This window comes from Allobosea sp. 05T433 (assembly GCF_056396065.1).
Genome location: NZ_JBFTKS010000020.1, coordinates 1 through 17,926, shown reverse-complemented (window position 1 = coordinate 17,926; position 17,926 = coordinate 1). Strand labels below are relative to the sequence as shown.

General features: G+C 64.7%; 18 protein-coding genes and 1 pseudogene. 7 read left to right on the top strand and 12 right to left on the bottom strand.

All coding sequences use genetic code 11. The features are described 5' to 3' along the window. Positions 1 to 7: 7 nt before the first annotated feature. From AC1DGP_RS23765 to AC1DGP_RS23745, 5 genes are all read right to left on the bottom strand, one after another. Positions 8 to 841 carry a carbohydrate ABC transporter permease gene (locus AC1DGP_RS23765; RefSeq protein WP_441505732.1) on the bottom strand — a complete coding sequence of 278 codons (834 nt, stop codon included), beginning with the start codon at positions 839 to 841 and terminating at the stop codon, positions 8 to 10. Continuing rightward, positions 831 to 1,706 (bottom strand): carbohydrate ABC transporter permease, encoded by an 876-nt coding sequence (locus AC1DGP_RS23760; protein WP_441505731.1) that lies wholly within the window; start codon positions 1,704 to 1,706, stop codon positions 831 to 833. The genes AC1DGP_RS23765 and AC1DGP_RS23760 overlap by 11 nt, the downstream gene beginning before the upstream one ends. A 67-nt stretch (positions 1,707 to 1,773) precedes the next feature. Beyond that, entirely contained in the window at positions 1,774 to 2,871 is a 1,098-nt protein-coding gene (locus tag AC1DGP_RS23755) for a LacI family DNA-binding transcriptional regulator (RefSeq protein WP_441505730.1), read from the bottom strand. Positions 2,872 to 3,240: 369 nt separating this feature from the next. Next, positions 3,241 to 4,524 (bottom strand): amidohydrolase family protein, encoded by a 1,284-nt coding sequence (locus tag AC1DGP_RS23750; protein WP_441505729.1) that lies wholly within the window; start codon positions 4,522 to 4,524, stop codon positions 3,241 to 3,243. A 273-nt stretch (positions 4,525 to 4,797) separates the two neighbouring features. After that, positions 4,798 to 5,550 carry a GntR family transcriptional regulator gene (locus AC1DGP_RS23745; protein WP_441505728.1) on the bottom strand — a complete coding sequence of 251 codons (753 nt, stop codon included), beginning with the start codon at positions 5,548 to 5,550 and terminating at the stop codon, positions 4,798 to 4,800. Between the two features lie 174 nt (positions 5,551 to 5,724). Here AC1DGP_RS23745 and AC1DGP_RS23740 point away from each other — a divergent pair, with 174 nt between their 5' ends. From AC1DGP_RS23740 to AC1DGP_RS23730, 3 genes are read left to right on the top strand one after another with little or no spacing between them, the layout of a single operon-like run. After that, on the top strand, positions 5,725 to 6,561 hold the full coding sequence (locus AC1DGP_RS23740; protein WP_441505727.1) for an ABC transporter ATP-binding protein: 837 nt from the start codon (positions 5,725 to 5,727) through the stop codon (positions 6,559 to 6,561). 1 nt (position 6,562) lies between these two features. Further along, positions 6,563 to 7,333 carry an ABC transporter permease gene (locus AC1DGP_RS23735; protein ID WP_441505726.1) on the top strand — a complete coding sequence of 257 codons (771 nt, stop codon included), beginning with the start codon at positions 6,563 to 6,565 and terminating at the stop codon, positions 7,331 to 7,333. A gap of 32 nt (positions 7,334 to 7,365) precedes the next feature. Continuing rightward, positions 7,366 to 8,391 carry an ABC transporter substrate-binding protein gene (locus tag AC1DGP_RS23730; RefSeq protein ID WP_441505725.1) on the top strand — a complete coding sequence of 342 codons (1,026 nt, stop codon included), beginning with the start codon at positions 7,366 to 7,368 and terminating at the stop codon, positions 8,389 to 8,391. Positions 8,392 to 8,548: 157 nt separating this feature from the next. Here AC1DGP_RS23730 and AC1DGP_RS23725 read toward each other — a convergent pair whose 3' ends face one another. The 4 genes from AC1DGP_RS23725 to AC1DGP_RS23710 are packed head-to-tail and all read right to left on the bottom strand — an operon-like array spanning position 8,549 to position 12,478. Next, entirely contained in the window at positions 8,549 to 9,361 is an 813-nt protein-coding gene (locus AC1DGP_RS23725) for an SDR family NAD(P)-dependent oxidoreductase (protein ID WP_441505724.1), read from the bottom strand. Continuing rightward, positions 9,358 to 10,092 carry an SDR family NAD(P)-dependent oxidoreductase gene (locus tag AC1DGP_RS23720; protein ID WP_441505723.1) on the bottom strand — a complete coding sequence of 245 codons (735 nt, stop codon included), beginning with the start codon at positions 10,090 to 10,092 and terminating at the stop codon, positions 9,358 to 9,360. The genes AC1DGP_RS23725 and AC1DGP_RS23720 overlap by 4 nt, the downstream gene beginning before the upstream one ends. Positions 10,093 to 10,140: 48 nt before the next feature. Next, a complete protein-coding gene (locus tag AC1DGP_RS23715) occupies positions 10,141 to 11,463 on the bottom strand; it encodes an MFS transporter (protein ID WP_441505722.1) in 1,323 nt (440 codons plus the stop codon). Positions 11,464 to 11,497: 34 nt separating this feature from the next. Then, entirely contained in the window at positions 11,498 to 12,478 is a 981-nt protein-coding gene (locus tag AC1DGP_RS23710) for an alpha/beta hydrolase (protein WP_441505721.1), read from the bottom strand. A gap of 48 nt (positions 12,479 to 12,526) precedes the next feature. Here AC1DGP_RS23710 and AC1DGP_RS23705 point away from each other — a divergent pair, with 48 nt between their 5' ends. After that, positions 12,527 to 13,447: a LysR family transcriptional regulator gene (locus AC1DGP_RS23705; protein WP_441505720.1), complete on the top strand. Its 921-nt coding sequence runs from the start codon at positions 12,527 to 12,529 to the stop codon at positions 13,445 to 13,447. A gap of 42 nt (positions 13,448 to 13,489) precedes the next feature. On the opposite strand, the gene xerD is transcribed toward AC1DGP_RS23705, so the two are convergent. Both xerD and AC1DGP_RS23695 read right to left on the bottom strand, forming a co-directional pair. Next, entirely contained in the window at positions 13,490 to 14,419 is a 930-nt protein-coding gene (gene xerD / locus AC1DGP_RS23700) for a site-specific tyrosine recombinase XerD (RefSeq protein WP_441505719.1), read from the bottom strand. After that, a complete protein-coding gene (locus tag AC1DGP_RS23695; RefSeq protein WP_441492512.1) occupies positions 14,416 to 14,562 on the bottom strand; it encodes a histidine kinase in 147 nt (48 codons plus the stop codon). The genes xerD and AC1DGP_RS23695 overlap by 4 nt, the downstream gene beginning before the upstream one ends. 156 nt (positions 14,563 to 14,718) lie before the next feature. Here AC1DGP_RS23695 and AC1DGP_RS23690 point away from each other — a divergent pair, with 156 nt between their 5' ends. From AC1DGP_RS23690 to AC1DGP_RS23680, 3 genes are read left to right on the top strand one after another with little or no spacing between them, the layout of a single operon-like run. Next, positions 14,719 to 15,309, top strand: a complete 591-nt coding sequence (locus AC1DGP_RS23690) for a shikimate kinase (RefSeq protein ID WP_441492513.1) — start codon at positions 14,719 to 14,721, stop codon at positions 15,307 to 15,309. Between the two features lie 18 nt (positions 15,310 to 15,327). Further along, positions 15,328 to 16,470 (top strand): 3-dehydroquinate synthase, encoded by a 1,143-nt coding sequence (aroB, locus tag AC1DGP_RS23685; protein WP_441505718.1) that lies wholly within the window; start codon positions 15,328 to 15,330, stop codon positions 16,468 to 16,470. A gap of 13 nt (positions 16,471 to 16,483) precedes the next feature. Next, entirely contained in the window at positions 16,484 to 17,776 is a 1,293-nt protein-coding gene (locus AC1DGP_RS23680) for an HlyC/CorC family transporter (protein WP_441492515.1), read from the top strand. Between the two features lie 19 nt (positions 17,777 to 17,795). Here the strand turns inward: AC1DGP_RS23680 and AC1DGP_RS23675 are convergent. Further along, positions 17,796 to 17,926, bottom strand: a pseudogene (locus AC1DGP_RS23675) (IS630 family transposase); the annotation flags it as partial.

Here is a 17,926-nt window from a genome sequence, read left to right as displayed (position 1 = left end):
TGATTGGCTACCCCTTCGTCGAACCGGCGGTGAGGCCGGCCACGAGATAGCGGTTCATGAAGACGACGAAGAGCAGGACGGGCACGAGCTGCACCGTCGAGGCGGCAAAGAGGATCCCCCAGTCGACGCCGTCGATGGAGCCGATCATCTCCGAGATGACGAGCGGCGCGGTCTTGGCGCGCGTCGCCGTGAAGATGAAGGCGAACAGGAACTCGTTCCAGGAGAAGACGATCACGAAGACCGCGACGGCGAGAACGCCCGGCATCGCCAGTGGCGCGATGATCTTGCGCAGGATCGTCATGCGGCTGGCGCCGTCGATCGAGGCAGCCTCGTCGAGCTCGCGCGGGATCTGGTCCATGAAGGTGCGCATCAGCACCGTCCCGAGCGACACGAAGAAGGTCGCGTAGAGCAGGATCAGCACGAGATGGGTGTCGCTGAGGCCAAGTGCGTTGACGATCGGGAACAGCGGCAGCGTCACCACGATCGGCGGGATGAGGCGTACGACGATCAGTCCGACGATGCTGGCTCCCAGCCATCGGCTGGAATGGCGGGAATAGACATAGCCCGCACAGGCGCTGGCGATGATCGCGAGCAGCGTCGCGCCGACCGTGATCAGCAGGCTGTTCAGCAGAGCTTCGAAGAAGACACCCCAGGACCGCCAGAGTTCGGCGTAGTGCTTCAGCGTCGGCGTGAAGAGCCATTTCGGCGGAACCGCGAAAATGTCCTGACCCGGCTTCAGCGACGAAACGGCGATGAAGAGGATCGGAAACAGCGACCAGAACAGGATCGCCGCGACGGCGAGAGCCTTGCCGGCCCCGATGAGGAGACGCTCAGTGCGCATGGGAGAGGCCTCCCCGTCGCAGCAGAAGAACATAGCCGGCCGCGAGCAGCAGCGAGACCACGACCATGATCCAGGCGGTCGCCGCCGCCGACCCGAAGGCGTTGAAGCTGAACGCCTCCTGATAGAGATAGATCGCCACGACTTCGGTCGAGCGCGCCGGTCCGCCCTTGGTCAGCAGCCACGCCTCCGAGAACAGGCGGAAGGCGAAGATGTAGCGGAAGAGCAGCGCGATCAGCATCGCCGGGCCGAGCAGTGGCAGTGTCACACGCCGGAAGGCCTGCCAGCGCGTGGCTCCGTCGATCCGCGCCGCCTCGTAGAGCTGGGCGGGGATGGCGAGGCGTGCCGCATAGACGATCACGAAGGTAAAGGGCAGATGCAGCCAGACCGTCAGCAGCCCGATCAGCACCATGGCGTGCGACGGTTCGAAGGACCAATCCAGCGTCGGCAGGCTCAATGCCCGCAAGGCCAGCGTGACCGGCCCGGCATCGGGATCGAACAGGAAGCGCCACATCACCACGGCGGTGACCTCGCTGACGGCATAGGGCGCGAGCACGGCGACGAGAAGGAAGCGGCGAAACGGCAGGCCACTGGCGAAAAGCAGCGCCATGCCGAGCCCGACGGCCAGTTCGAGGTGGACGGCCACGACGACGAGCACGACCGTGTTCAGCAGCGCGCTGTGAAAGGCCGGGTCCGCGAGGACACGCATATAATTCTGAAGCCCGACGAAGCTCGGCGCCTGGCCGAAGCTCGAGGTGTTCAGGCTGAGCCACATCACATAGAGCGACGGCAGCACGATCACGCTCAGGATGAGCAGATGGACCGGCGCGAGCAGCGGCAGAATCCGTGCCGTTTTTTCAGGCTGCACTCTTTCCTCCAGGACTTCTTTCGATCCAGGCTCTCTTGGCCCGGTGGCGCGGACATGGGGTTGTCCGTCAATGCATGGCTTTGGGCGCAGAGATCGCCGTCTCCGGGTTCAGAAGCGGTTCGGGGCTATCGCTGTCGCGACCATCGTCCGCCGCGGGCACGAGATCGCGGACGGACTCGCGGACCTGCAGGCTGGTCTGCAGTACGATGCGCTGCGGCGCCGAGCCGTCGCCCGCCATGCGCGCGCGCAGGCGCTGCCAGGCGGCTGCGGCGATCTCCGCGATCGGCTGCCGAATTGCGGTGAGGCCGGTCTTGCGCGCGCTCATCCAGGGATAGTCGTCGAAACCGACCACGGAGACCGGATCGGGAATATCGACCCGCAGACGGGCCAGCGCCGAGAGCGCGCTGAGCGTCGTGACGTTGGTCAGGGCGATGACTGCGCTCGGCCGCCGGTGTCGCTCGAGCCAATGCAGGAAGGCGCCGGCCCCGCGCTCGGCATTGGAACCGAGTTCGATGACGGTCGGCTCGTGGCCGATCGTCGCACGAATCAGGTCGCAGGCGCCGCGCGTGCGCTCGCGGATCGGTGAAATTCCGAGGCTTGAGGCGGCGACGACGATGTCACGATGACCCCTGCCCAACAGATGCCTTGCCGCGATCTCACCGGCTTCTCGATTATCGATTGCGACCGTGTCGACGATGCAGCCTTCGGGCGGCACGCGATCCGCGAAAACCATCGGCAGGCGACCGATCTCGCGCTCGAGTCCTGCGGGCATGCCGTCGCTGCAGGGAATCGCGATCAGGCCGGAAGGGCGCCAGGCCAGCAGGGCACGCAGCCGCGATTGTTCCAAAGCGATGTCGTCACGCGAATTGGCGACGATGATGTCATATCCGTCCGCCTGCGCCATCACTTCGAGCTGCGAGACCAGGGAGGTGAAGAACACGTCGTCCAGATCCGGAACGAGTACGCCCACGACCTTTGCCTGGCCCGAACGGAGCTGAGAGGCAGCGCGGTCGACTTGGTAGGACAGCTCGCGGGCCGCCTTCTGGACCCGCTCCTGGAGATCGGCATTGACCGGCTTGTTGCCGCTGAAGACGTTCGACACCGTGGCGATAGACACGCCAGCGAGCGCCGCTACCTCCTTGATCGTGACACGTTTCGAGCTCACCGCATGGCCTGTTAAACGTTTTACAGTAAAACGTTTAACGGAGCGCGCGCGTTGATGCAACTGCCTTTCACATGGCTCCCTGTGGCCGGGGGCCAGGCTTGAGCGGGTCGGCCAAGCCTCCGTGCAACGGAGCCCGAAGCTCAGCGATCCAATCCCTTGACATCTGGGGTCCGTCCTATCTGGCACCCTGTGTGCATGGCGCGCCGCTCTGCCGCGCTTATAGCGACGACCTGCGGCTTGCCGGCCATGAGATCATCCTGAAGGGCGGCCAGATGGGGCCCGCAGGATTTCTTTGCGAGGGCTCGCGGGGGTATTCTTCCCAAGGTAGCCAATCGCTCCCCGCGCGGCAGATATCGGAATACGGAGCGCTCAACCGCCTGAGAGAGCGACGGGCCTTGGCAGGACGCCGTTCGTTGCAGCCAATCTGTTCAACGACGCTCGGGGGCGTTCGAAACTGAGCCGTCCGCGCTTGAAGCCAGTGATGGGCTCGGCAATCTCTGCCAGCGCATCGGTTGGGGTCTTGGCATCGAGAATGACAAGATCCGCGGGATTCCCAACCGCGATCCCGTAGTCAGGCAGCCGCATCAGCCGCGCAGGCAGCGTCGTGATCAGGTCCAGACAGCACGGAAAATCGCCCGGCCCGCATTGCGCGACATTGGCATAGAGATTCGCCATGCGGAGCAGCGAACAGTCACCGAAAGGGGTGAAGGGATTGAGAACGTTGTTGGTCGCGATCGAGCAGACCACACCTTGCGCGGCGAGACGATGGGCTGGTGCGAGCCCGCGCGGCTGAGCGTAGGCCGATTGCCGCCCCATCAAATACAGGTCTGTCGCCGGGAGCACAGTCAGTGCAACTCCGGAATCGGAAAGCCGGTGCCCGATCACAGCCAGCGTTTCCGGATCGACCATCGATAGTTTGCTGACATGGCCAATTGTGACGCGACCCTGCCAGCGATGGTGCTCAGACTGGCGGCAGACTTCGTCGAGATGCATCCAGCTCGGATCGAGGTCGAAGTCGAGATGGAAGTCGAGGTCGACGTCAAATTCCCTTGCCAGTGCGAAGAGACGGTCGATCTGGGCAACCGGGTCGGTATCAGTATAGGGGCAGCCGCCGAGGAGGTCGGCGCCATCGCGTAACGCTGCAAGCAGCAGCGCCTCCGTGCCCGGGTCGTTGGTCAAGCCCTCTTGTGGGAAGACGCAGATCGAAAGATCGAGCGCCCAGGCATAGTCGGTTCTCAAGGCCTTGATCGCCTGAAAGCTCCGAATCCCGGCACGGGGATCGACCTCGACATGAGTGCGCATGCGGGTCGTGCCCTTCGCGATTGCCTTGTCGAGCACGCAAGCGCCGCGCTCGTAGACATCGGTCACGCTAAAGTCCCGTTTCATCGCGGCCACAGCCGCAATGGCGTTGCTGAGCCCGCCATGGGAGTGGCCGCAGCGGCCAAGCAAGCAGGCCTTGTCGAGATGGATATGGCTGTCGACGAAACCTGGCACGACAAGGCGGCCACCGACGTCATGGGCCGGTGCATCGGTGACGAGATTTGGTGCCATGGCGACGATACGACCGGCGCTGACTCCGATGTCCTGCGGCCGCTCGCATCCCGCAATGGCGGCCTGGCGGAAGACGAGATCGAGAGCTGTGTCGGACGGCATGATGCTGCTTCGGAATCGGCATTGAATGGATCGAAAACATGCATGCACTTAATGTGCCGGGATGATGCTCTCCGACGCACCGCCGTTGAGCCATGGCTGCGGCGAGGAGGGGAAGGCGCGAGAGGAGGCGAGATAGTCAGGCGTCGCCATGAACCCGTGGGGGTCACGGGCCCCCGAGCCAGGCGCCTGGCTCGGGGGCCCGCTGTCGCCGGGATGTCTGGAACGAGAATGTTGCCTCGATCCTGCAGCCGCACGGCATCGCCGCGGGCAGCGCTATTCCGCTGCGTCCAGGCGCCGCTTGCGGACGGTGGATCGCGTGACCGGCGCGTCAGCATAGGGCGCCAGGATATCCATGATGTCGCGGCCGCGCGGCTTGGCCTGCGCGACGAGGGCCCGCTCCGCCACCGAATCGAGGTGGTGATGCATCAAGCTCATCACCTTCTCCGCATCGCCGCTTTCAAGCGCATCGATGAGCAGGCGATGCTCATTGATTGCGCATTCCGAGGAATGCGGGCGGCTGAACAGCGATAGCGTCAGGCAACAGCGATAGGCGATCTCGCTGACATAGCGGATCATGATCGCGCTTTCCGTCATGGTGGCGAGAAGGATGTGGAATTCGGTGGCGAGCCGGATCGAGACCGCGTCGGGCCCACCGCGTGCCGCGTCTTCCTGATCGATATGAGCGCGTAGCGCCGTGAGCTGGGCCTTGCTCAACCTGCCTGCGAGCTGGCGCACGACGAGGCGCTCGAGCTGGATCCGAATATCGAAGGTGTCGCGCGCCTCTTGCCAGCTCGGGGTGGCGACGACGGCGATGCGGTTGCGGCGTAATTCCACCAGGCCCTCGGCCGCGAGCTGGCCGAGCGCGTGGCGCGCGATCGTGCGGCTCACGCCAAAGCGTTCCCCGAGCGCATCCTCCGGCAGTTTGGCGCCAGGCTCGAGCGCCTGCTCGATGATCGCACGCCGCAACGCCCGGCAGATCGTTCCGACCTTGTCCGATGGGCTGTCTTCGGCCTTGTCGCGCGCCATGTCCCGTGTCCGCGTGTGAAGCCACCCCTCTTAGCGCCTCGGTTCCAAACTCTGCAATCTGCTCGGATCGGGAGCCGCCGGATAGAATACAAGATGGCATCATGATTGCATGCACTTTTGGGAATGAACCTCGCGATAGCCACACTCCCTATCGTCTCGGCTCCTGATGCGATCATGGCACAGGGCACCATGACACGGCCGGGCTCGGCGATCGAACTGTCGCAGACGAGCGTCACCTTCGGGCGGGGCGCAAACGCCGTTCCCGCCTTGGCGGAGACGACCCTGCGTATCCAGGACGGTGAGTTCCTCGCGCTGGTCGGCCCGTCGGGTTGCGGCAAGTCGACGATCCTGAAGCTCGTCAGCGGGCTCGTGCAGCCGACGACGGGCGTCGTCATCGTGGGTGGCCGCGAGGTTGCGGCGAAGGCGCTCAGGATCGGGATGGCATTCCAGAACCCGACCATGTTGCCCTGGCTGACGATCGAACAGAACGTCATGTTGCCCTTGAAGATCGTCCAGCCTTTCCGCTCGCGTTATCGGCGGGAGAAACGCGCTGCTTTCCGCGACAAGGCGCATGCATTGCTGGCGCAAGTCGGATTGCAGGGATTTGCCAGCAAATATCCCTGGCAACTCTCAGGCGGCATGCTTCAGCGGGCCAATCTTTGCCGAGCGTTGATCCATGAGCCGCGCATGCTGCTGCTCGATGAGCCCTTTGGCGCTCTCGATCAGTTCACGCGCGAGGAACTTTGGGCGATCCTGCAGGATCTTTGGCTGGCTCACCGTCCGACCGTGCTGCTGGTGACGCATGATCTGCGCGAGGCCGGATTCCTGGCGAGCCGCATCTGCGTGATGAGCGCGCGGCCCGGCCGCATCCTCGACGACAGCGAGGTTGCGTTTGCACGCCCGCGCACCATCGCCATGAGCTTCGAGCCGGATTTCGTGGCGCTGAACCAGCGCTTGCGTGACTTCATTGTTGATGCCCGCTCGGCGCCGGCAAGCCAGGACGGTGCATGAGATGAGCGAGTTCAAGCGCAAGTTCTGGGCAGCGGCGCTGATCGCGCTCTTCTTCGCGTCCTGGGAGCTGTTCTGCCTGCTCGCGGGCGTGTCGGACCTGATCCTGCCGCGGCCAAGCCAGGTCTTCGCTACGCTTCTCGCGCGCTTCCCTGTTCTCTGGCCCCATATCCTGCAGACGCTGGCGACGACGATGGCCGGCTTCGTCCTCGGCGTCCTGCTCGGGGTCTTCCTTGGTGCGACGATCGGGGTGTCGCGCACGGCCTATGACACGGTCTATCCGCTACTGATCGGCTTCTCCTCGATCCCCAAGGTCGCGGTCGTGCCGATCTTCGTGCTCTGGTTCGGCTCCGGCACAGTCCCGGCCGTGCTGACCTCGCTCGCGATGTGCTTCTTCCCGATCGCCGTCAATATTGCGACCGGGCTTGCCACCACCGAGCCGGAAATGGAGGACGTGCTGAAGGCGCTCGGCGCCAGCAAGCTCGACATCCTGTGGAATGTCGGCCTGCCGCGGACGATGCCGTTCTTCTTCGCCTCGCTGAAGGTCGCGATCACCTATGCCTTCGTCGGCACCGTGCTGGCGGAAACCGTCGCCTCCAATCGCGGCATCGGCAACGTGATGATGAGCGCCTCGTCGAATTTCAACGTGCCGCTGGTCTTTGCCGGGCTCTTCATCCTCGCCGGCCTGGGAGTCGCGCTCTACGCCGCGTTCTCGCTGATCGAGATGCGTGTCACCGGCTGGGCCAATCGCAAGAACGACTTCGCTGCCGCCTGATCCAATTCGTATCAACCAGAGGGGACATGAGGATGCTCAAGACGTTGACCGCGACGCTGTTCGCAGGCCTTGCACTGGCCAACTCCGCCATGGCGCAGGAGACGACGCTCAAGTTCACGCTGGGCTGGAAGACCCAGGGCTCCGATGCGGTGTTCTTCGTCGCCCGTGACAAGGGCTACTACAAGGCAGAGGGCTTGAACGTCGTGATCGACCAGGGCGAGGGTTCGGGCGCGACGGTGACGCGCATCATGGGCGGCGCCTATGACGCCGGCTTCGGCGACGTCAACGCCATCATCCAGAACGCGGCTGCCAAGCCGGGCGAAGCGCCGGTGATGGTGTACATGATCTGGAACCGGCCGCCCTTCGCCATCTCGAGCAAGAAGGCGACCGGCATCACCACACCGAAGGACCTCGAAGGCAAGACATTGGGTGGGGCACAGGGCACCCCGACGACCCGGCTGCTCGAGGTCTTCGCCCGCAAGAATGGCCTCGACATCAGCAAGATCAAGCTCTCGAACATGGCGCCCAACCTGCAGGAGCCGCTGCTGATCAAGGGCGATGTCGACGGCGCGCTCGTCTTCAACATCACCGGCTACTTCAACCTGCTTCTCAACCGGCAGGATCCCGACAAGGATTTCAACTGGCTGAGCTTCGGGGATTACGGGCTCGACCTCTATTCCAACGGGCTGATGGTCTCGCAGAAGCTGCTGAAGGATAACCCCAAGGCGGTGGCAGGGCTCGTTCGTGCGACCAACAAGGCCATGATCGAGATCGCTAAGGACCAGGCCCTCGGCATGAAGGGCGTGATGAATTTCGACAATCTCGTCAACGAGGCTGTCGAGAAGAAGCGGCTGCAATACTCCTTCAGCGAGCTGATCGTCTCGCCGGAAATGAAGGAAATCGGTGTCGGCGACACCAAGGACGACCGCATGGCGCGCGCCATCGACATCATTGCCGAGGGCTATCAGCTCGCCCGCAAGCCGAAGCCCGAAGAGATCTTTTCGCGCCAGTTCCTTCCGCCCAAGGCGGAGCGCGAGCTGGTCTACACGGCAAATTGATCGGCCATGGCGGCAGGGCGGCGCGATCGGCACCGTCCTGACCGATCCGTCGCTGGTTTGTGACCAGGCGTCGGTGATTGTTTTCTATGCTCGTCAACGTCGCATGACACAGGGAGATTCTGCCCTTCGCGATTACTGGTGCGCGCCGCGGTCGTGGCTACGCGGGCTGTACAGTCCCGACGTCGCGCCCGATCTTCGTGTAGATACCGGCGCCGATCATGCCACCATCGACGGCGAGATCCGTGCCGGTGATGAAGCGGCTATCGGGTCCGAGCAGGAACATCACCGCGCCGGCGATCTCGTCCGGGTCGGCACCACGCGCGAGTGGCGTCATCATCCGGTTCCCTTCGAAGAAGGCGGTTGCGCGCTGAGCGTCGTAGCCTCCGTTGGGCTGATTGATCATCGGGGTATCGACCAGCCCCGGGCAGATCGTGTTCACCCGAATTCCCCGAGCCGCCAGTTCGATGGCAGCCGCCTTCGCGAGACCGCGCAGCCCCCATTTGCTGGCGGTGTAGGCGGCGCTGAAATAGCCGGTGAGGCCAGCCGTGGAAGACACGTTCACGATCGACCCGCCGTCGGCCATGTGCGGCGCCAGGTGCCGGATACCCAGGAAGGCGGCATTGAGGTTGACGTTCAGCACGGCCAGCCACTCGTCATGCGTGGTCTCCGTAACGGTCTTGCGCAGCGTGATGCCGGCGTTGTTGACCAGCCCCGAGAGCGAGCCTCCGAGTGTGCCGGCTGCGGCGAGGATCTCGGCCCAGGATTCCTCCCGCGATATGTCGGCCGTGACGACACTCAGCCTGTCCGCTGTGTCGCCGAGCACTGACCAATGCGGGTCGTCGGGGCCAAGCACGTCGGCGACCACGACCTTCGCGCCGGCCGCAAGAAGGCGGGACACCTCGGCAGCGCCTTGCCCCCTTGCCCCACCGGTGACGACGAAGACCCGATCCTGCCAGAAGGACGAACTCATGACCTGCCGATGCCTCCGTCGACACCCAGAACGTGGCCGGTGATGTAGCCGGCGGCATCGGAAGCGAGGAAGCTCACGGAATCCGCGATCTCTGTCGGCTGCCCCATGCGTCCGAGTGGCGTCCGACCAAGATAGATCGCCTTCTGCTCGGGATCGGCATGCATCCATGCGCTCATCGGGGTCTCGATATAGCCGGGGGCGATGGCGTTGACGCGAATGTTCAGGGGGCCCCACTCGATCGCGAGACAGGACGTCAGATGCGCGATTGCGGCCTTGGCAGCAGCATAATGAGCGCAGTTGGGCCGGGCCTTCAGGCCGGCATAGCTTGAGAGGTTGACGATCGAACCACCGCCGCCGTCCTTCATGACCCGCGCAGCGGCCTGTGCCCCGAAGAATGCCGCCGTCAGATTGACGTCGATCGACTTGCTCCAGTCATCGACCGTGATGTCGAGTGCGGCCTGGCGTTCCAGGAAGCCCGCGTTGTTCACCCAGATGTCGATGCGGCCGTGATCGGCTGCGATCTGCGCGACGGTATCCTGCAGGGCGGCCGTATTCGCGATGTCGACGATCCGGCGATCGATGCCGGCCGACCCTGGTCCGTCCTGGCGGTCGAGCGCAACGACCCTGGCGCCTTCGGCATTCAGCTTCGCGCAGATGGCTGCTCCAATGCCGCCGCTCGCGCCGGTCACGACGGCGATCTTGCCCCGATGGGCCTTCTGGCAATCCTGCATGGTTCCCGTTCCTGGAAGAATGGGCCGCACGCTGTGCGGCCCGGTTGGTCAGCGACCGCTGCGGATCTGGCTGAGGGGGACGCCGCGGGTTTCGCGGATCATGATGGCGGCGATGACGGCGAGGGCGCCGAGGACCATGATGTAGAGCGAGAACACCCAGGACAGTCCGATCGAGCTCAGCCAGGCGTTGAGATAAGGGGCCGTGCCTCCGAAAATCGCGACCGAAAGCGACGACAGGAAGCCGACTCCGAGCGCCCGCTGCTGGGTCGGGATCTGCTCTGCGATCAGGGTCGGGTAGATCGAGGCGATGATCGCCCAGACGGCCAGGCCGATGCCTTGAGAGAGGAAGAGGGTCCAGGGCTCGTTTGTCAGAATCGCTGCGACCGGGATCGGAGCCAGGATCAGTCCGAGCCCATAGATGAACACCATCGGCTTGCGGCCGACCTTGTCTGCGAGGTGCCCGAACAAGGGCAGCAGACAGAGAACGACGAGTTGAGCGAGCAGGCTCGCGATGAGGGCTCCGCGGGCATCCATTCCGCGCGCGGAGATCGCAAAGCTCGGAGCGAAGGTCACCCAGGTGTAGTAGGCGACATTGGAGCCGGCCGAGAAGAAGACCACCTTCAGCAGGATCTGGAGTTTGTCGCGGCCATTCATCGGCGCGACAACCGCAGGTGTGGCTTCGTCCGCGTCATAGACCGGGGACTCATGCGCGGCGCGGCGCATGTAGAGCGCGAACAGACCGAGGATACCACCGAAGGCGAAGCCGAGACGCCAGCCATAGGCCATCATGTCCGCCGGCGAGAATAGCGACGTCAGCACGATACCGAGGAGGGTCGCCGCCATGACGCCGAGCGTCACGCTGATGAAGACGCTGCTTGCCCAAAGGCCGCGCCTTTCGGCGGGAGCGATCTCTGCAACATAGGCATAGGAGACGCCGGACTCTCCGCCATGCGCCAGGCCCTGCAGCAGGCGTGCGATCAGCAACAGCGCCGACGCCCAGATTCCGATGCTCGCGTAGGAGGGGATGAGGGCGATCATCAGGCTGGCCGCAGCCATCGTCGACATCGTCACGATCAGGGTGTTCTTGCGGCCGATCCGATCGCCGAAGCGCCCAAAGATGATGCCGCCGATCGGTCTCGCAACGAAACCAACCGCAAAGACGGCGAGCGTCGAGAGCAGCGCGGATGTGGAGTCCGTCTTCTCGAAGAAGTTGGCTGCGAGATAGACGGCGAAGGTGCCATAGAGCGTCCAGTCGAACCACTCGAGCAGATTCCCGACGGCGGCGGCTCGGAGCGACTGGAGCGATTTGCTCCTAGCGACACGATCGTGCGGACGCGCGGCCTCGCCGCCCGCCAGAATATCGGCTGACATGAATTCCTCCCTGGTGGCTCTTTGGCCGTTCTGTTTAGAGATGGGTCGAGAACCAGCGCGCTGCCGCGCTGCTCGTCGTCTCGAAATGCTGCTGGTAGGCGGAGTAATGGCCGCCCTGGAGCAGCAGCAATTCCTTGGGCTCGCGCGCCTGGGTGAAGGCGTCGAGTTGAAGATCGGTCGGCGTCTGAAGGTCGTTGTCGGCAACGATCATCAGGAGCGCTGCGGGCCCGATCCGCGACACCCATTGACCTGGCTCGTAGCTGCGCGCGAGTTCGAGAGATCGGATGGTCACTTCGTTGCGCCATTCGGGGCAGCGCGCGGCCTGTCCGATCATGTAGTCGTATGATTCCGCGCCGGGATAGGCGACGTCCGGCCCTTCATCCTGCCCGACCTCGCGCATCGTGCCTGGCGGTTGTCCGTTCAGGCGCGCCAACCGGTCATCCGCGAAAAAGCGCTGGAGCGTCTCGGCGTGGCGCGGATGGACCTTCCGCAGGCCGGACAGGTAGCCGCTGATCGTCGGAACCTGGCTCACGACGCATTTCACCCGGCGATCGGTGGCACCGACTACGAGGACATGGCCTCCGCTGTAGCTGGTTCCCCAGATCCCGATGCGCTGCACGTCGACGTCGGGGCGCGAACAAAGATAGGTGACCGCAGTCCTATAGTCCTCCTGCTGCCAGGCGGGATCGATCTCCTGGCGGGGCAGTCCGGAGCTCTTGCCGAGCCGCCGATAATCGAAGGTCAGGCAGGCGATGCCCTGTGCCGCAATGATGCGGGCATAGTCCTCGAGATCACCGCCCGCGACCATTCCCCAGCCGTGTCCGAGGGCAACGGCGGGAAGCGGTCCGCTCGTCGACGGCAGATGGAAGGAGCCGCGAATGACATCCTCACCGGCGCGAAATTCCACGGGGGTGGTTGAAACGTCCATTCGCCTGTCCTCCTGATCCGCCTTGGCGCTGGCTGCGGGAGCGGATGTATTTTCAAGAGGTTTTGGCGAATGGTGCCTCTTGATCAACGCCGCAAAACAACTTTATCAATCGGTATTCCCGATTGATCAGGCGCCATGGATCTCCGCAAACTCGATTGCTTCCTGGCCGTGGCTCACCGGCTGCACTTCGGCCAGGCCGCCGAAGCACTGGGCGTGAAGCAATCCGTCGTATCGGAGTCGATCAAATCTCTCGAGAGCCATCTCGGAGGTCGGCTGTTTGAGCGGACGAGCCGGCGCGTATCGCTCACAGCTCTCGGGCAAGCTCTGCTGAAGGATCTCGAACCGCCGGTCAATGCTCTCAGGGCGGCGCTTGGCGATGCGCGCAAACGCGCTCAGGGCCAGCAGACGGAATTGCTCGTCGGCTATCTCGGCGGTGGATTCTACGAGCTCACATCGGCGGTGGTTGCGGAATTCGCGCGCTCTCGTCCCGACATCTCGCTCCGCTTCGTCGAGCTCAACTATCTGAACCAGGGATCGGCGGTCCTGGACGGCAAGGTCGACGTGGCGCTGGCGCGGCTGCCGCTTGCGACACACAGCCTGACGCGAGGCGCCATTCTCTTCCAGGATGCACGCACGCTCGTTGTGCCGAGCGGACACCGCCTGGCGGCCAACAAGCTGGTGGATCCAGAAGAGCTGCAATACGAGCGAATGGTCCGATTGCCCGCCGGCGCAGCGTCCGACGAGTGGTGCAACTATCATTTTCCGCGTGTGACCCCGTCGGGGCAGGCCATCGCCGACGGTCCCGAGATCGCGACGGTGCGAGAAGGGCTGGTCGCGGTCGCAGCCGGCCAATGCGTCATGACCTTGACCTCGCGAGCCCGGAACTACTTCGCCCATCCTGGCGTCGAGTTCATCGAGATTGATCTGCCGCCGATCCAGAGCGCCCTGACCTGGCGCACTTTCGATCACCGCTCAGGGCCCCGAGATCTCGAAATGGCGGCAAGGGCCGTCGCCGCCCGCCTCGGCACGCTCGCCCTTGCAGAAGGCCCGCGCTGATCGGGGCGGCCTCGCAATTCCGGTCTTCCCGGGGCCTGGCGATCAGCTCTCGTCGGCCAGGGGGTGCAGGTCGCGCACCATGCTCTTCAGGCGCTCGTCGAGGACATGGGTGTAGATCTGGGTCGTGGCGATATCGGCATGGCCGAGCAGTTCCTGCACGACGCGAAGATCCGCACCGTTCTGCAGCAGATGGCTGGCGAAGGCGTGGCGCAGCACGTGCGGGCTCAGCGCCGCGGATAAGCCGGCTGCCCCGGCCAGCATCTTGAGGTCGCGGCCAAAGGCCTGGCGCGTCAGATGCCCACTCTCGCCGTCGGACGGGAAGAGCCAGCGGCCGTCCGCGCTTCCAGCCTGGCGCAGGGCCTCCAGATAGCTGCGTGCGGCCTCGCGGGCAGCGTCGTTCAGCGGCACCAGCCGGTCCTTGTTGCCCTTGCCGCGCACGACAAGGAAGCGCTCGCGCGTCGTTGCCGCTGAGAGCGGCAACGCCATCAGTTCGGACACGCGCAGGCCCGTGGCGTAGAGCATCTCGATCAGGCAGCGCATGCGCAGGGCCTTCAGCCGTGCCGCCGGGGTAAGACCATCGCGTTCGCTGAGGAGCCGCGCCGTCTCGATCAGGCGATCGACATCGGCGACGGAAATGACCTTGGGCAGCGGCCGGCCCTGCCTTGGTCCGTCGATCGCGGCGGAGGGGTCGGCGCCCGTCAGCCCTTCCGTATAGAGGAAGCGATGGAACTGGCGCACCGCGGAAAGCCGGCGCGCCGTCGATGACGCCTTCAATCCACGGGCTGCAAGATCGGCGAGCCAGTCCCGGATGTCCTGGGCGCCGATGGAGCCGAGGTCGCCGCGGCCGGCGATGAAGCCGGTATAGTCGTCGAGGTCGCGCTCATAGGCCTCGAGCGTGTTCTTCGCCGCGCCGCGCTCCGCCGCGAGCATGTCGAGAAAGGCCGTGATCCGGCTGCGCGCCAGCCGGCTCATCGCTGCTGCAGCTTGGACGGTGGCACGATCTCGACCATCTCGCGCTGCTCGGGCTGGACGAAGGTGACCAGCGCGATCATTCCGGCGAAGATCAGCCCGCCGACGATGGCGAGAAAGGCGATGAATCTGAAGAGGGTCGGCACGGGCCGGATGTCTCCTGGAACCTTGCCCCGATTCAGGACTATCCGGTTATTGCCGATGCCTGGCGGTTCGCGCAAGTGCAGACCGGTTCATCAGCGTCGTGAGGGCATGACGTCGGCTGACGGCTCATGCTAGACCGGCTGCGAGGAAATGCCGCGATGACAATAGCCGACCCCATCGAGAACCTGGACAATTCCGAGTTGCGCAGTCTGCTCGGGAAGCGCGCAGTCGTGCTTGTCGGCATGATGGGCTCGGGCAAGAGTTCCGTGGGGCGGCGGCTGGCAACGCGGCTCGGCCTGGCTTTCGTCGACGCCGACGTCGAAATCGAAACTGCGGCCGGCATGACGATTCCCGAGATTTTCGCGCAGCGCGGCGAAACCGAGTTCCGTGACGGCGAGAGACGCGTCATCAGCCGGGTTCTGGCGACACGCGCGCCGCTGGTGCTCGCGACCGGGGGCGGCGCCTTCATGAACGCGGAAACGCGGGAGCGCATCATCGAACTCGGCATCTCGATCTGGCTCAAGGCGGATGCCGATGTGCTGATGCGCCGGGTGCGCAAGCGCTCCAACCGGCCCTTGCTGCAGACTGCCGACCCTGAAGCGACGATGCGGCGGATGCTGGCGGAGCGCGAACCGGTCTATGCACTGGCTGATGTAACGGTGACCTCGCGCGATGACCCCCATGAGGTCGTCGTCGAGGAGGCGATAGTCGCGCTCGATCGCCATTTGCGTTCCCTTGAGAGCCTTTGAGCTGCTGAGAGCGAAGACATGATCAAACCTGCGAACGAGAAGTCCGGCGCGCGGATCGTGGTTCCCGTTGCGCTCGAAGGGCGCAGCTACGACATCCATATCGGCCGCCACCAGCTTTGCGAGGCGGCGAGCCTGATCGCCAGCTTCGCGCCTGGCGCCAAGGCGGCGCTGGTCACCGACGAGCATGTCGCCGGCCTGCATGCGCCCGCCTTCGAAACCTGCCTCCAACAGGCCGGCGTCGCGACCACGCGGATCGAGATCCCGCCCGGCGAGGCATCGAAATCCTATGCTCGGTTCGCGGCGCTTTGCGACGCGCTGCTCGCTGCGAAGATCGAGCGCAACGATCTCGTCATCGCCTTTGGCGGCGGTGTGGTCGGCGACCTGACCGGTTTCGCGGCGGCCGTGCTCAGGCGCGGCGTGCGCTTCGTGCAGATCCCGACGACGTTGCTGTCGCAGGTCGATTCCTCGGTCGGCGGCAAGACAGGGATCAACTCCTCGCATGGCAAGAACCTGATCGGCGCCTTCCACCAGCCAGCCCTGGTCATTGCCGACACGGCGCTGCTCGATACGCTGAGCGAGCGGGAGTTCAAGGCTGGCTATGCCGAGGTTGTGAAATACGGGTTGATCGGCGACCCGAATTTCTTCGACTGGTGCGAAGTCAACTGGAGCCGCATCATTGCAGGCGGACCCGAGCGCGATCATGCTGTCGCCGTGTCCTGCCGCGCCAAGGCGGCGATCGTGGCACGGGACGAACGCGAGGAGGGGGACCGCGCCTTGCTCAATCTCGGCCACACCTTCGCTCACGCGCTGGAGCGCCTAACCGGCTATGACGCGAACCGGCTGGTGCATGGCGAGGCGGTGGCGATCGGTCTTGCGCTCGCCTTCCGCTTCTCGCAGCGGCTCGGCCTTTGTTCCGGACAGGATGCAGGGCGGGTCGCGGCGCATCTCGATGCCGTCGGCCTGCCGAGCCGATTGCAGCAGGTGCCGGGCGGGGCCGGCAGCACGGAGGAGATCGTTGCCGCGATGACCCAGGACAAGAAGGTCAAGCGCGGCGTGCTGACCTTCATCCTGGCGCGCGGCATCGGCAAGAGCTTCATCGCGCCGGGCGTCGCGGCGGACGAGGTCAGGGACTTCATCGAGGCCGAGCTCGCGGCCGCCTGAGCACGCTGGGACCATGCTCGAGAACATCAACCCCTGGCTGGCCGCGCTGATCGTCCTGATCTGCCTGTTGCTATCAGCCTTCTTCTCGGGCAGCGAGACGGCGCTGACGGCTGCCTCGAAAGCCCGGATCGCCGCGCTGGAGAAGGCGGGAAGCCGACGGGCCGGCATCGCGATGCGGCTGCTGGCGACGCGGGAGCGGCTGATCGGCGCCATGCTGATCGGCAACAATGTCGTCAATATCGGTGCCTCGGCCTTCGCCACCAGCGTGCTGGTCGCGGCCTTCGGCAATGCCGGGGTGATCTATGCGACGGCCGTGATGTCGGTCCTCGTGATCATCTTCGCGGAGATCATGCCGAAGACAGCGGCGATCGCGAAGCCCGACCAGGCGGCGCTGCGGCTGGCGCGGCCGGTGGCCTGGGTCGTTGCCGTGCTGGGCCCGCTGACACTGGCGATCGAATGGTTTGTTCGGCGCTTCCTGCGCCTCTTCGGCATCCGTATCGACGAGAACCAGTCGATCCTTTCACCGAATGAAGAGCTGCGTGGTCAGGTCGACCTGATGCACCAGGAGGGGGCGGTCAAGAAGGCCGATCGCGACATGCTCGGCGGGCTGCTCGACCTGAAGGAGCTCGGCGTCGAGGACGTGATGATCCACCGCACCAAGATGCGGACGATCAATCTCGATATCGGACCGGAAGCGATCGTGCGCGAGGTCCTGGCCTCGCCCTATACGCGGATGCCGCTCTGGCGCGACAAGCCGGAGAACATTGTCGGCATCCTGCACGCCAAGGACCTGCTGCGGGCGCTCGATGCTGCCGGCGGGGATGCCGGCAAGCTCGACGTGGCGCAGATCGCCCTCGCGCCCTGGTTCACCCCGGTCACGACCTCGCTGCCTGATCAGCTCAAGGCCTTCCTGGCGCGCAAGACCCATTTCGCGCTTGTCGTCGACGAGTATGGCGAGGTGATGGGGCTGGTGACGCTCGAGGATATCCTCGAGGAAATCGTCGGCGATATCCGCGACGAACATGACATCGCGGTGCCGGGCCTGCGCCAGCAGGTGGATGGGTCGGTGGTCGTTGATGGCGGAGTGCCGATCCGGGACCTGAACCGCGCGATGGACTGGGACCTGCCCGACGAGGAGGCGACAACGATTGCCGGCCTCGTCATTCACGAGGCCCGCACCATCCCCGAGGCCGGGCAGGCCTTCACCTTCCACGGCTTCAAGTTCGAAGTGGTGCGCAAGAGCCGCAACCGCGTGACCTCGCTCCGGATCACCCCCCTGGCGCTTGCCCTCGCCGCTACGGGCTGAACACTAGAGCATTTTCACGTTATTCCGGCTCATATCCGGCAGCCCTGAAGTAGTTTTTGCATTCGTCGGGAGTGAAGGCGTCGAGGATTGTTCCGATGGTTCGCCAGAGGCCTTCGACGGTTCGCTCGGCTGCTTTTCGCAGGAGCGCCT

What these genes read in the sequence shown, in the direction of transcription:
- AC1DGP_RS23745 (WP_441505728.1), bottom strand. Translation starts at nt 5,550, where the DNA reads ATGGCGCGCGACAAGGCCGAAGACAGCCCATCGGACAAGGTCGGAACG.
- AC1DGP_RS23750 (WP_441505729.1), bottom strand. Translation starts at nt 4,524, where the DNA reads ATGCCGTCCGACACAGCTCTCGATCTCGTCTTCCGCCAGGCCGCCATT.
- AC1DGP_RS23720 (WP_441505723.1), bottom strand. Translation starts at nt 10,092, where the DNA reads ATGCAGGATTGCCAGAAGGCCCATCGGGGCAAGATCGCCGTCGTGACC.
- AC1DGP_RS23680 (WP_441492515.1), top strand. Translation starts at nt 16,484, where the DNA reads ATGCTCGAGAACATCAACCCCTGGCTGGCCGCGCTGATCGTCCTGATC.
- aroB (WP_441505718.1), top strand. Translation starts at nt 15,328, where the DNA reads ATGATCAAACCTGCGAACGAGAAGTCCGGCGCGCGGATCGTGGTTCCC.
- AC1DGP_RS23725 (WP_441505724.1), bottom strand. Translation starts at nt 9,361, where the DNA reads ATGAGTTCGTCCTTCTGGCAGGATCGGGTCTTCGTCGTCACCGGTGGG.
- AC1DGP_RS23705 (WP_441505720.1), top strand. Translation starts at nt 12,527, where the DNA reads ATGGATCTCCGCAAACTCGATTGCTTCCTGGCCGTGGCTCACCGGCTG.
- AC1DGP_RS23690 (WP_441492513.1), top strand. Translation starts at nt 14,719, where the DNA reads ATGACAATAGCCGACCCCATCGAGAACCTGGACAATTCCGAGTTGCGC.
- AC1DGP_RS23765 (WP_441505732.1), bottom strand. Translation starts at nt 841, where the DNA reads ATGCGCACTGAGCGTCTCCTCATCGGGGCCGGCAAGGCTCTCGCCGTC.
- AC1DGP_RS23740 (WP_441505727.1), top strand. Translation starts at nt 5,725, where the DNA reads ATGGCACAGGGCACCATGACACGGCCGGGCTCGGCGATCGAACTGTCG.
- AC1DGP_RS23735 (WP_441505726.1), top strand. Translation starts at nt 6,563, where the DNA reads ATGAGCGAGTTCAAGCGCAAGTTCTGGGCAGCGGCGCTGATCGCGCTC.
- AC1DGP_RS23715 (WP_441505722.1), bottom strand. Translation starts at nt 11,463, where the DNA reads ATGTCAGCCGATATTCTGGCGGGCGGCGAGGCCGCGCGTCCGCACGAT.
- xerD (WP_441505719.1), bottom strand. Translation starts at nt 14,419, where the DNA reads ATGAGCCGGCTGGCGCGCAGCCGGATCACGGCCTTTCTCGACATGCTC.
- AC1DGP_RS23730 (WP_441505725.1), top strand. Translation starts at nt 7,366, where the DNA reads ATGCTCAAGACGTTGACCGCGACGCTGTTCGCAGGCCTTGCACTGGCC.